The organism is Auraticoccus monumenti, assembly GCF_900101785.1.
GTDB lineage: Bacteria > Actinomycetota > Actinomycetes > Propionibacteriales > Propionibacteriaceae > Auraticoccus > Auraticoccus monumenti.
In genome coordinates, this window is sequence record NZ_LT629688.1 from 2,032,516 (window position 1) to 2,044,793 (window position 12,278).

At 73.1% G+C, this 12,278-nt stretch carries 12 protein-coding genes; 2 read left to right on the forward strand and 10 right to left on the reverse strand.

Annotated features, from left to right (window positions below):
* Positions 1 to 357: 357 nt before the first annotated feature.
* From BLT52_RS09380 to BLT52_RS09405, 6 genes are all read right to left on the reverse strand, one after another.
* Positions 358 to 1,152, reverse strand: a complete 795-nt coding sequence (locus BLT52_RS09380; RefSeq protein ID WP_090592671.1) for an NAD(P)H-dependent oxidoreductase — start codon at positions 1,150 to 1,152, stop codon at positions 358 to 360.
* Entirely contained in the window at positions 1,149 to 1,766 is a 618-nt protein-coding gene (locus BLT52_RS09385) for a TetR/AcrR family transcriptional regulator (protein ID WP_090592673.1), read from the reverse strand. The genes BLT52_RS09380 and BLT52_RS09385 overlap by 4 nt, the downstream gene beginning before the upstream one ends.
* Positions 1,767 to 1,931: 165 nt before the next feature.
* The gene (locus tag BLT52_RS09390; protein WP_090592675.1) at positions 1,932 to 3,455 is read right to left on the reverse strand and encodes a tripartite tricarboxylate transporter permease; all 1,524 of its coding nucleotides are present in this window, start codon (positions 3,453 to 3,455) and stop codon (positions 1,932 to 1,934) included.
* 11 nt (positions 3,456 to 3,466) lie between these two features.
* Complete coding sequence (locus BLT52_RS09395; protein WP_197679272.1) at positions 3,467 to 3,991, reverse strand: tripartite tricarboxylate transporter TctB family protein; 525 nt, start codon at positions 3,989 to 3,991, stop codon at positions 3,467 to 3,469.
* Positions 3,988 to 5,004 (reverse strand): Bug family tripartite tricarboxylate transporter substrate binding protein, encoded by a 1,017-nt coding sequence (locus BLT52_RS09400; protein WP_090592678.1) that lies wholly within the window; start codon positions 5,002 to 5,004, stop codon positions 3,988 to 3,990. The genes BLT52_RS09395 and BLT52_RS09400 overlap by 4 nt, the downstream gene beginning before the upstream one ends.
* Positions 5,005 to 5,114: 110 nt before the next feature.
* Positions 5,115 to 6,599: a sulfatase family protein gene (locus tag BLT52_RS09405; RefSeq protein ID WP_090592680.1), complete on the reverse strand. Its 1,485-nt coding sequence runs from the start codon at positions 6,597 to 6,599 to the stop codon at positions 5,115 to 5,117.
* Between the two features lie 173 nt (positions 6,600 to 6,772).
* Between BLT52_RS09405 and BLT52_RS09410 the strand changes: the two genes are divergently transcribed.
* Entirely contained in the window at positions 6,773 to 7,603 is an 831-nt protein-coding gene (locus BLT52_RS09410; RefSeq protein WP_090592683.1) for an IclR family transcriptional regulator, read from the forward strand.
* Here the strand turns inward: BLT52_RS09410 and BLT52_RS09415 are convergent.
* Entirely contained in the window at positions 7,582 to 8,865 is a 1,284-nt protein-coding gene (locus BLT52_RS09415; protein ID WP_090592685.1) for an MFS transporter, read from the reverse strand. The two genes, BLT52_RS09410 and BLT52_RS09415, sit on opposite strands and share 22 nt — an antisense overlap.
* A 106-nt stretch (positions 8,866 to 8,971) precedes the next feature.
* Here BLT52_RS09415 and BLT52_RS09420 point away from each other — a divergent pair, with 106 nt between their 5' ends.
* The gene (locus BLT52_RS09420; RefSeq protein ID WP_157677041.1) at positions 8,972 to 9,625 is read left to right on the forward strand and encodes a DICT sensory domain-containing protein; all 654 of its coding nucleotides are present in this window, start codon (positions 8,972 to 8,974) and stop codon (positions 9,623 to 9,625) included.
* Positions 9,626 to 9,652: 27 nt separating this feature from the next.
* Here BLT52_RS09420 and BLT52_RS09425 read toward each other — a convergent pair whose 3' ends face one another.
* The 3 genes from BLT52_RS09425 to BLT52_RS09435 are packed head-to-tail and all read right to left on the reverse strand — an operon-like array spanning position 9,653 to position 12,255.
* Positions 9,653 to 10,414, reverse strand: a complete 762-nt coding sequence (locus BLT52_RS09425) for a class I SAM-dependent methyltransferase (protein WP_090592690.1) — start codon at positions 10,412 to 10,414, stop codon at positions 9,653 to 9,655.
* Positions 10,411 to 11,223 carry an ABC transporter ATP-binding protein gene (locus BLT52_RS09430; protein WP_090592692.1) on the reverse strand — a complete coding sequence of 271 codons (813 nt, stop codon included), beginning with the start codon at positions 11,221 to 11,223 and terminating at the stop codon, positions 10,411 to 10,413. The genes BLT52_RS09425 and BLT52_RS09430 overlap by 4 nt, the downstream gene beginning before the upstream one ends.
* Positions 11,224 to 12,255: an ABC transporter substrate-binding protein gene (locus BLT52_RS09435; RefSeq protein ID WP_090592695.1), complete on the reverse strand. Its 1,032-nt coding sequence runs from the start codon at positions 12,253 to 12,255 to the stop codon at positions 11,224 to 11,226.
* Positions 12,256 to 12,278 lie beyond the last annotated feature (23 nt).

A 12,278-nucleotide genomic window follows, 5' to 3' on the forward strand; every position in this document is an offset into this window, starting at 1 on the left:
GACGGGACACCACCGGCTGCGGTGATCATGCTCGCGGTCGAGACCATGGAAGCCGGCCAGCTGCGCGATCAGCTCCTCCCGCTCCAGGGACGTCCCGGCAGGGACGTCCCTGGGGGAGGGGCGTTCCCAGCCGATCGACCTCCATCGGGTGATCGAGCTCATCAGCTCGCGAGTCGTCGCGGCAGACGGCCGGGGCTTCTACGCCCTCTCGAGTGATTCCGGGTGTGGGCGCCGGAACGAGTTCGTCCGGTCGACGGTGCTGCCACAGGGCCGAGATGGAGGACGCGGTGGTCGGGCTCGTGGGATCGGACGTGTCGAGGTGCTGGATCGCCATGGCGGGCAGCGAACGGACCGCCGTCAGCGGGCGACGTGGATGCCGAGGTCGGTGCGGCCGGGCAGCAGGTCCGCGCGGAGGGCCCGCGTGCCCTGGTAGTCCCCGTCCCGCAGGGTCCGGAACCGCCGGGCCGGTGTGGTGTCGACCGTGCGCAGCCGCTCCCGCAGTCGCGCGACCTCCCGCTCGACGCCGCCGGCGTCGAGGCTGTCGGCGTCGTGGACGACGTGCAGGTCGAGGGTCTCGATACCCACGTACCAGAGCACGCCGTGGGTGAGCGGGAACAACAGCGACTCCAGGTCGCCGCTGATGCCCCGCGGGCCGATCGAGCGGGCGTCCTCACCCGCGGTCACCACCACCAGCGCCCTGCGACCGGCGAGACCGCCGTCACCGTAGCGCCGCGGGACCCCGAGCTCGGGGTCGAGGTCGCCGTAGGCGAACCCGCTGGTGAGGACGCGGTCGAACCAGCCCTTCAGGATCGCCGGTGGGCCGTACCACCAGAGCGGGAACTGGATGACCAGCAGCTCGGCGGTGGCGAGCTTGGTCTGTTCCGCGCGCACGTCCGCGGGCAGCTGCCCCTGCTCGTACGCCCCGCCGACCAGCTCGGCCAGATTCCCCGGCTGCCCGGCGAGGTCCCCCAGGTCGCGGTCGTCGAGGACGGGGTCGAAGCCCTGGGCGTGCAGGTCGGAGGTGGCCACCTGGTAACGCCCCGACAGCTCCTGGATCCCCTCCTGGAAGAGGTGGTCGTTCAGTGACCCGCGACGCGGGTGCGCGTAGACCCAGAGGGCGGTACCGGGCTCCGGGGGGTGTCCGATGGTCATGCGGTCTGCTCCTCCGTGTCGTGCCCGTCGTCGGTGGCGATGGCCGTGACGACGCGGGCGAGGGTGCTGCGGGCTCGGGCGGCGCTGATCCGGCCGGCGAGCGCGCCGCGGGTCAGGGCGTCACCGGCGCCGATGATCGCGTGCAGGGCTGCCGCGTCGATCGGCCCGGCGAGGGGTTCCAGGGCCTCCCGGCACATGGCGAGGTAGGCGTCCTCGGCCTCCTGGCGCAGCAGGGTGAGGGTGGTGGAGCCCGCGAGCGCGGCGACCACGTCGGCCAGCTCGCGCCCCTCCGCCAGGCAGCAGTCGATGTAGGCCGCCGCGACGAGGCCGGCCACCGCCGGCAGCTCGCGCCCGGCACCACCGAGCGCGGCCGCCAGCGTCTCCCGCTGCCGGGCCTCGAACTCGCGGTACAGCGCCGCCAGGACCCCGGCCCGGTCGCCGAAGTGGTCGTAGACCAGCGGCTTGGTCACCCCCGCCCGGTCGGCGAGCCGGGCCAGGGTGAACTCGTCGGTGCCCGAGTCCCGGATGAGGTCGCGGGCTGCTGCGAGCAGCTGGGTGTGACGCTCCTGCTTGGACAACCGTCGACGTGGGACCGCGACGGCGTGCTCACTCATGGTGACTCCTCCTCCGGGATGGGCACGGTTGCTTACCGTCCGTAACTTACCATGAGTAGCCAGGAAGGAGGATCTGACGAACGCTGAGGACGCGTCGCTGCGGCAGCCGACCGGGGCGTCGACGCGGCGGGGCCGACTGGGTCGAGCCGTCAGGGGTGGTCCGCGTCAGACCTTCTCGTCCGTGCGCTGCTCGCCGGCCTCCGCCCGCGTCCGGCGACGCAGCAGGGCGGCGCGCACCAGGGGGGCGGCGATGACGACCAGGAAGGCCGCCAGCAGCACCGCGGAGATGGGACGGCCGGCGAACCCGGTCAGGTCGCCCCCGAACAGCAGCAGCGAGCGACGCAGGTTGCTCTCCAGCAGCCCACCCAGGACGAAGGCCAGCACCAGCGGTCCCGGCTCGAAGCCCGCCTTCTTCATCAGGTACCCGAGCGCGCCGAACACGATGACCAGGCCGACGTCGAAGGTGCTGTTGCGCACCGTGTAGACCCCGACCAGGGTGATCAGCACGGTGATCGGCGCCAGGATGGTCGCGCGCACCCGCAGGATGCGCACGAAGACCCCGACCAGGGGGATGCTCATCACCAGCAGCAGCACGTTCCCCAGGTACATGGAGTTGACCACCCCCCAGAACAGCTCGGGGTCCTCGGTCACCAGCTGCGGCCCGGGGGTGACGCCCTGGATCAGCAGGGCGCCGAAGATGACCGCCATGGTGGAGTTGGCCGGGATGCCCAGGGTCAGCAACGGCACGAAGGACGACGTCGCGGCGGCGTTGTTGGCGGTCTCCGGCCCGGCGACGCCCTCGACGGCACCCCTGCCGAAGCGGGAGGGGTCCTTGGCGCGCCTGCGCTCCCAGCCGTAGGAGGCCATCGAGGCCAGCGTCGCCCCACCACCGGGCAGCAGACCGAGGACGAAGCCGACGAGCGACCCGCGCCCGATGGCGCCGGAGGAGTCCCGGAGGTCCTGGCGCGAGGGCCAGGCGTTGGACACCGCCACCGGGGCCTGGGGGTTGCGGTGGCGTTCCTCCAGCGAGTGCAGGATCTCCCCCAACCCGAACAGGCCCATGGCGATCGGCACGAAGTCCAGCCCGTCGCCGAGGTCGAGGCTGCCGAAGGTGAAGCGCTCCGAGCCGGTGAAGGCGTCGCGCCCGACGGTGGCCAGCAGCAGCCCCAGGGCCGCGGCGACCAGGGCCTTGACCCTGCCGCCGTTGCTCACCGTGGACACCAGCACGATGCCCAGCAGGGCCAGCGCGGCGTACTCCGGTGGGCCGAAGTCGAGGGCGAACCCGGCCACCAGCGGGGCCAGGAAGGTGAGGGCGACGATGGACAGCGTCCCGCCCACGAAGGAGCCGGTGGCGGCGATCCCCAGCGCCGTCCCCGCGCGCCCCTGGCGGGCGAGGGCGTAGCCGTCGAAGACCGTCACCACCGAGGACGCCTCACCGGGCAGGCGCAGCAGCACCGAGGTGATGGTGCCGCCGTACTGCGCGCCGTAGAAGATGCCGGCCAGCAGGATGATCGCGGTCACCGGCTCGACCCCGTAGGTCACCGGCAGCAGGATGGCGATGGTCGCCGCGGGGCCCAGGCCGGGCAGGACGCCGATCAGCATCCCGATCAGCACGCCCAGGAAGCAGTAGAGGATGTTGGTCGGCTCGGCCAGCACCGCGAAGCCGTCGAGCACGTGAGAGAGGTCCACGAGGGTGGCTCCTAGAACAGGTGGGGGATGGTCACGCCGAGGGCCCCCACGAAGACGAGGTAGAACGCGAGGGTCGTGAGCAGGCTGACCAGCACCGAGGTGCGCCAGCTCTCACCGCCGATGAACCGGAGCCAGACGAAGGCCACCAGCAGCATCGGGATCTCGAAGCCGATCCGGGGGAAGGCGAGCAGGTAGCCGACCAGCGTCCCCAGGCCCGCGAGCACCCGCCAGCTGTTGGCGTCGAAGCGCTCGGCGTCGTCGGAGCGCCGGGCCAGCACCGCCAGGCCGACCCCCAGCAGCACGAGCAGCACCCCCAGCACGAGGGGGAAGGTGCCCGGACCAGGCTGGCCGGCCGACCCGACGCCCTGGCTGAGCGCACCGGCCACGGCGGCCACGCCAAGGGCGACGACCAGTCCGGCGACCACCAGGTTGGCCGTCGTGCCCATCGGTCGCCGCTCGGGCTCCTGAGCCGGCAGCGCCGACGCCCCCTCCTGCTCACCGGCGACCGGCGAGCCGGGCCCACCCGCGGTGCTCACTCGGCGCCGAAGTCGAGACCGGACTCCTCGACGAAGGTCCGGTACTCCTCGAGGCTCTCGGTCCACTCGCTGACGACCTCGGCGCCGTCGACCTCGTAGGGCACCAGCTGGTTGTCGGCGTTGAACGACTGGTAGGTCGCGTCGGCCCACACGGCGACGAAGGCCGCAGACAGCCGGTCGAGGACCGCCTGCGGGGTGCCCTTGGGGGCCACCATGGCCCGGGACTGGGTGACCACCGCGTCGATGCCGGACTCGGTGGCCGTGGGGACGTCGGGCAGCGACGGGTTGCGCTCGGCGCTCATCACGACCAGCGGGGTCACCTGACCGCTCTCGATCTGGCTGATCGACTCGCTGATCTGCACCACGGCCAGGTCGACCTGGCTGCCCAGGACGGCGGTCAGCGTGGGGGAGCCGCCGTCGAAGGGGACGGCCGTCCCCTCCAGCCCGGCCAGCTGCAGCACGTAGGCCGAGCTGAGCTGACTGCCGGTGCCGACCCCGGTCGTGCCGTAGCTGACCGGGCGGTCGGCCGCGCGCAGGTCGTCGATGGTGGTGAAGCCGGAGTCGGGGCTGGCCAGCAGCACGTAGTCGTCGCGGGAGACGCCGGTGATGACCTCGTAGTCGTCGATGTCCACGACGTCGGACTCCGGCACGGCCAGTGGCGTGATGTAGGCCAGGGTGCCGTTGAAGATCATGATGGTCTGGCCGTCGGCCGCGTCCCCGGCCAGCTCCTGCGCCGCGACGGCGCCGTTGGCGCCGGGGCGGTTCTCCACGAGCACGGGGACCCCGAGCTCCTGCGACAACGGGTCCGACATGGCCCGCAGGATGAGGTCGGCGCTGCCGCCGGGGTTGCCCCCGATGAGCATGGTGACGGCGCCGGTGGGGAACTCGGCGCCGGCTTCGCCGCCCTCGGAGCTGCTGCCGAGGTTCCCGCCGCAGGCGGTCAGGACGGCGGCCGAGCCGAGCCCGGACGCAGCCAGGAGCAGGGATCGGCGGGTGACGGTGGTGCTGGACATGGGCTGTCTCCTCGTTGAGTGGGGCGTCCGGGGCGCAGGTCGCCCCGCAGTCGGTCGTGCTCGGACGGTGTGGGCGGTGGGCCGGTGTGCCCCGGTGCCCGGCCCGCTGGTCAGCGGAACTGCTCGGACCAGGCAGCGGTGCGGAGCTGGCTCTCGGCGCGCCACCGGTGGATGGCCGACTCGAGCTCCGCCCGGACGGGGGCGTGCTCGGCCTCGTCGTAGAGGTCGTGCAGCTCCCCGGGGTCCGCCTCGAGGTCGAACAGCTGCCCGTCGTCGGGATCGAGGTAGCTGACCAGCTTCCACCGGTCGCGGACGACCATGGTCATCAGGGCCGTCCCGGACAGGATGCGGTCGCGGGCGTGCTCGGAGAAGACCTCGGGCCGGCCCGGGTACTCCTCACCGCGCAGCGCCGGGAGGAGCGAGCGGGCCTCGAACCAGGACGGCACCTCCACCCCGGCCAGCTCCAGCACGGTCGGGCCGAGGTCCATGTGCGAGGTCAGTCCGTCGAGCACCTGCCCCGCGGCGATCCGCCCCGGGCCCCACACGACGGCCGGCACGTGCACGCTGCCCTCGTACATCGTCCACTTCTGGCTGTGGCCGTGGTCGTTGAGGGTGTCGCCGTGGTCGGAGGTGAAGATGATCACGGTGTCGTCCAGCACGCCGCGCGCCGCCAGGGCGTCGCGCAGCACGCCGATCTGCTCGTCGATCATCGTGACGTTGGCGTGGTAGTGGCGCCGCTGCCGGAGCAGCTGCTCCTCGGTGGGCTCGTCCAGGTGCACGATCGCGTCGTGGTCGACCCCCATGTGCTGGGCGCGCAGGTCCTGCAGCGCCTGCGGCTGGGCGGCGATCTCCTCCGGGCTGCGGGAGGGCAGCGGGACGTCGCGGTCGCGGTAGGCGTCCAGGGCCTGCGGCGTCGGGTCGTAGGGCGGGTGGGGGCCGGGGAAGCCGACCTGCAGGAAGAACGGGCGGTCCCCGCGCCAGCGCTCCAGCCACATCGCGGCCAGCGAGCCGACGAAGGTGTCGGCGTGCAGGTCGGCGGGCGGCTCCCACTCGAACGCGCCGAGGCGCTCGGTGTAGTCCTCGCGCTCGGCGTAGGTGACCCGGCTGGGCTTGCGGACCCCACGGGCCCACAGCGCCTTGTCCCAGGTGTCGAGGTAGAAGGGCAGCCGGGGGGTGTCACGGTCCTTGTTCTCCACGACGTGGCGCTCGTGGAAACCCACCGAGGCCTCGTAGGGGTAGGTGTGCATCTTGCCGACGTTGACGCAGTGGTAGCCGGCCTCACCGAGGCGCTCGACCCAGGAGTGGTGCCAGGGCTCGTCGTTGCGCAGCACGCCGGTGGTGTGCGGGAACAACCCCGAGAACAGGCTGGCCCGGCTGGGGGCGCAGGAGGGGGACGTCACGTAGGTCCGGGTCAGCGCAGCGCCCTCGGCGACCAGGCGGTCGAGGTTCGGGGTGTCGACGTGGTCGTGGCCCAGCGCGGCGATGGTGTCGAAGCGCTGCTGGTCGGTGATGACGAAGACGATGTTGGGGCGCTCGCGCGTGGCGTCGGGGGACGCGGGCGCGGCCGGGGTCGAGTGCAGTCGTGAGGCAGACATTGGCTCATCTCGTGGTGGCGACGGTCGTCAGGCGGTGCTCGCCGTTCATTGCGTAGAATCGAGTACAACACAGTGAACAAAGCGGGGTCAACCGGTGCCAGCCGGGCGAAGGCGGGGACGGCGCATGACATGGTTGGCTGGGCCTCGGCACCCCCCAGCTGACTGACAAGGAAGTGATCAGCATCGGATCCGACGCACGCGACCTCGCCCCCGCCGTCACCCGCTCGATCAGGATCCTCGACATCCTGGCCGAGCACCGCGGCGAGGCGATGTCGCTGACCGAGATCGCCGCCGCGATCGGCGCGGCCAAGTCCTCGACCTCCAACCTCTGCGCCGTCCTCGAGGACAGCGGGCTCATCCAGCGTCGGCGTGGTGGCGGCTACGCCCTCGGGTCACGCACCGCCGAGCTCGGCGGGGCCTACATCAGCTCCTTCGACCAGCTGCAGGAGTTCCACCGCCTCTGCCTGGCCTCGCCGCACCTGTCCCAGCAGCTGGTCAAGGTGGCCCTGCTGGACGGCACCGAGGTGCTCTACCTGGCCCGGCACGAGGGCCGCGCACCGCTCCAGCTCGCGGCCAGCATCGGGGCCCGGTTCCCGGCCGCCTCCACCGCCGTGGGGAACGTGCTGCTGGCTGCGCTGGACGACGAGGAGATCGCACGCCGCTTCGCCGTACCCGGCGCCTTCCCCCGCTGGACCGCGACCAGCGTCGCCGACCTCGAGACGCTGGTGCGCCGCGTCGACCTGGCCCGCAGGCGGGGGTGGGCCGACGACGAGGGCGCGGTGCTGGCCGGGATGCAGGGCCTCGCCGTGGTGCTGCCGCCGGTGTACCAGCACGAGACGCCGCTGGCGCTGGGGGTCTCCTTCCCCGCGGCCGAGACGTCGGAGGAGGAGCGGGAGGAGCTGCTGGCGGAGCTGTGCTCGTTGCGCGACGACCTGATCGCACCCTTCCAGGCGATGCGTCCCGGCGGTGGGACGCCGGGCGGTCAGCGCGGGGGCACCCGGTAACGGAGGAAGGTCGGCGCGGCCAGCGCGCAGACCGCCACGCCGAGCACCACGAGCACACCGCCACCGGTGGTCGCCACCGCGGCCCCGGCCAGGGCGGCGACGCCCCCGTGGGCGACGTCGGCCACCCGCGGCCCGCCGACCACCACCACGGTGAAGACGCCCTGCAGGCGTCCACGGAGGTTGTCCTCGGCCGCGGTCTGCAGGATGGCGCCGCGGATCGCCGACGAGGCGACGTCAGCCGCCCCGGCCACGGCCAGGCAGACCAGCCCGAGCACGAGCACCACCGGGGCGGACCCGTCGGCCAGGAAGACGCAGACCCCGAACCCGGTGATGCCGAACCCCCAGACGGCGATGCACCACAGCACCGCCCGTCCCTGGCGCTCCACCCGGGACAACCAGCCGGAGAAGATCCCACCCAGCACCGCGCCGGCCGGGATGGCGGCGAACAGCAGCGCGAACTCCAGCCCACCCTCCTGGGGCCCGCCGAACTCGAGGTGGGCGATCTCGGGGAACAGGGCCCGCGGCATCCCGAACACCATGGCCACGATGTCGACCACGAAGGACATCAGCAGCACCGGACGCCCGCGCAGGTAGGCGAAGCCCTCCAGCACCGAGCGCAGACCGGGGGCCCGCGCCACCGCCGACCCCACGGCCTCCACCACCACCGGCATCGGCGGCAGCCGGATCACCGCGACCAGGGTGATGAGCAGCGTCAGGGTGTCGACGAGGTAGAGCCAGGAGTAGCCCAGCAGGGGGATGAGCGCGCCACCCACCAGGGGCCCGGCGATCGCCCCGGCCTGGAAGACCGTGGTGGACAGCGCGTTGGCCGCCGGCAGCTGCCCGGCCGGCAGCAGCCGCGGCAGGATCGCCGAGCGGGTGGGGGAGTTGACGGCGAAGAACGCCTGCTGGACCGCGAACAACCACAGCAGCAGCCACACGTCCTGCAGCCCCATCGCGGCCTGGACCCAGAACAGCGCGCTGGTGACGATCAGCCCGACCGTGGTGACCATCAGCACCCGCCGCCGGTCGAAGTGGTCGGCCAGCGCCCCGCCGTAGAGCCCGAAGACCACCAGCGGGACGAGGCCGAAGACCCCGGTCAGGCCGACGTAGGCCGAGGAACCGGTGATGGCGTAGATCTGCGTCGGCACCGCCACCACGGTGAGCTGGGCGCCGATCACGGTGATGATCTGGGCGGTCCAGAGCCGGCGGAAGTGCGGGTTCGCCAGGGGGCGGGTGTCCGCCAGCAGGTCCCGCAACGCCATGGGCCGGAACCCTACTGCCGCCGCGGCGGGCGGGTGGACGCCGGGCCGGGTGGGCGCTGGCGGCCTCCGACGACTAATGTCTCCCTATGGCTACAGGATCCGCCGCATGACCTCCTCCGACACCGTCGTCTCCGTCTTCGACGACGTCCTCGCCCAGTTCCCCGGGCTCGAGGTGCACCAGTTCCACAAGTCCACCCTCCTCGGCCTCTCGTGGGCGATCGAGGACGAGTTCTGCGCCCGGGCCGACCGCCCGGTGCTGGTCGCCGCCTTCCAGAAGGCCGAGTTCTGGGAGAGGTCCCGCGAGCGCTGGACCAGCCTCGCCAAGATCTCCCACCAGACCCTGGTGATCGCCGACTTCGAGGACCTCGGCGCCGAGCCGGACGTCAACCTCACCACCGTTCCCGTGGCCCCGGGCTCGCCGATGTCGCGGGAGTGGATCGTCGTCTGCGACGCCACCGACCTCCCGGCCGCGCTGATCGCCCGCGAGCTGCCCGGCCAGAGCACGGTGCCGGACCGCAAGCGCGAGTTCGAGGCCTTCTGGACCACCGAGCTGGACGTGGTCCGGGCCGCCAGCCGGGCCTCGGCGCAGATCGCGGCCGCTGCCGGTGCCCCGGTCGCCGCCCCGCTGCTCTACCACCTGGCCGAGCAGCCGGTCTCCGGCAGCGTCTCGGCCAGCGCGGTGTCCCGGCTGTTCAACCGGATCGTGGTCTACCTCGACCGCGCCACCACCGGCCCCCTCCCGCTGCCCTCGATGGCCTGAGCCTCAGCGGGCAGCGGGACGTCCGGCTCACCGCCGGGCGAAGACCACGTGGTCGTCGAGGTGCTGCCAGACCGTCCCGGTCTCGCGGAACCCGGCGCTGCGCAGCGCCTCGAGGTGGAACCCGAGGGTGACCTTGGGGGGCGGGGCCTGCTTGCCGGCCCACCGCCGCTGCCGTTCCGCCACGGCCTCGGCGTACTCCGGGCGGCTCTCCGCCGCCACCCACCAGGCGTCCCAGGGGTCCGCGCCGTCGGCGAAGGTGCGCTCCTGGGTGAGCTCGTCGTCGCGGCGGGCCACGTCGGCCAGGGTCGGGTTGCTGATCGGGTCGTAGCCCAGGTGGTCGGCGTCCATGAACACCGCCCCCTCCGGCAGCCCCTCGGCCAGCGTCAGGTAGAGCCGGGTGAGGTCGCCCGGGTGCAGCCAGTGCAGCGCGGTGGAGCTGACCACCGCGTCCAGCGAGCCCAGGTCGAGGTCGTCGGCCCAGGTCGGCTCGGTCAGGTCGGCGTCGAGCACGGTGACCCGCGGGTCCAGGCCCACGGTGTCGCGGGCGATCGCCAGCAGCACGGGGTCCATGTCGACGGCGGTGATGGTCGCCTGCGGAAGCCGTCGGGCGGCCGCCGCGGTCAGCGACCCCGGACCGCAGGCGAGGTCGAGCACCCGCGCACGCGGCCCGACGCTGAGCGCGAGGGTGCTGAGCAGGGCGTCGAAGCGGGCGTCGCGGTGGTTGATGTAGGCGCTCTGCTGGCGGTCCCAGCGGTCGAGCAGCTCGGCGGGGGTGGGCGTCGTGGTCACGTGTCGGTCTCCGGTCCTGGATGGGGGTCGGTGGGTGGTTCGGCCGGGGGGCAGGGGTCGGGGCTGAAGAGCAGGTGGAGGCGGCCGTCGAGCTCGGTGCGGTGCACCGCCACCCCGTAGACGGGCGCGAGCACGGCCGGCGCGAGCACCTCCGCCGGAGGGCCGGCGGCGACCACGCGACCGGCGTCGAGCAGCAGCACCGCGTCGCAGTAGTGCGCGGCGAGGTTGAGGTCGTGCAGCGTCACCACGGTGGTCGCGGCCAGCCCGCGGACGAGCTGCAGGATCTCGTGCTGGAAGCGGATGTCGAGGTGGTTGGTGGGCTCGTCCAGCAGGAGGTGACCGGCGTCCTGGGCGATCGCCCGGGCGACCAGCACGCGCTGCCGCTCCCCGCCGGAGAGCCGGGAGACGAGGCGCCCGGCCAGGTGCCGGGCGCGGACGTGGTCCAGGGCGGCGTGCGCGGCGGCGTGGTCGCCCGGGCGCGGGCGGGCCAGCGCGGGGCGGTGCGGGAGGCGTCCGAGCATGACCGTCTCCAGCACGGTGATCGGGAGCTCGGACTCCGGCTCCTGGGCCACCACCGCGACCCGGCGGGCCACCTCCTGCCGGGACAGGTCCCGGACCGGTGTCCCGTCCACCACGACGGCACCCGCCTGCGGCGTGAGGGCGTCGTACAGGGTCCGCAGCAGGGTCGTCTTGCCGCTGCCGTTGGGGCCGATCACCCCGACCACCTGCCCGGTCCGGGCGGTCAGGTCGACGTCGTGCAGGACGGTCCGCCCGCCGCGGGCGAGGTGGATGCCGGAGGCGTGCAGCACCTAGCGGGCCAGCTGCTCGGTGAGCTGGCCGACACCGTCGACGCTGAGCGGGGTGGGCGGGTCGGTGTAGGGGAAGCGCAGGGTGAGCACCCGGTCCTGCTGGACGGCGGTGAGCTGCTGCGCGGCGGGGAGGTCGGCGAAGGCGTCCCGGACCGCGCTGTCGTCCTCGTCGGAGTACAGCAGCACGACCACGTCGGGGTCGCGGTCCAGGAGGTCCTCGGCGCTGCCCTCGAAGACCCGCTGCTGGTCGTCGGCGTAGACGTTGTCCAGCCCGGCGGCCTCGAAGAGCGGCGTCACCATGCTGGGTGCGCCGTAGGGGTAGAAGGTGCCGCCGCCCTGGGGGATGTAGAGCGCAGCGGCGGTCAGCCGCTCCCCGGCCGGCTCGAGCTGGGTCAGCTGCTGCGTCAGCCGGTCGTTGGTGGCCTGCGCCTGGTCGGTCGCCCCCAGCATCCGGCCGTACTCGGTGACCTGGTCCTGCACCCACTGGAAGGAGGCGGTGCCGGTCTGGGGACTGGTGCCGTCGGGGCAGTAGGCGGGCGGGGTGTAGACGGGGATGCCGGCGGCGGTGAGGGCGCCGCTGTCCACGCCGTTGGTCGGGCCGATGACCAGGTCCGGGTCGGCGGCGAGCACGACCTCCGAGGAGATCACCGAGCCACCGGTCTCCCCGACGCCGGACTCCACCACCGGGATGGCCTCGGCGGCGGCCTGCAGGTCGGGGTCGTAGACGTCGGTGGGCAGCGTGCCCGTCCGTGAGACCACCCGGTCCACGGCTCCGACCGCGTCCAGCAGCGGGATCGTGTCGGCCCCGATCAGGAAGATGCGCTGCGGTGCGGCGTCCAGGGTGAGCTCGGTGCCGCAGCTGGTCACCGTCACCGGGAAGCCTCCTGCCGAGGGGGCGGCTGCCGGGTCGGAGCCGGAGCCGGGGGCGGGGGAGCCGGCGGTGGGGGAGGCGCAGGACGTGGCGAGCAGCGTGGTGGCGGCGAGCGCGAGGCCCAGGGTGGCCAGGCGTCGGGGCAGGAGCAGGTGGGGCACGGGGTTCCTCGCTGTGGTGGGTG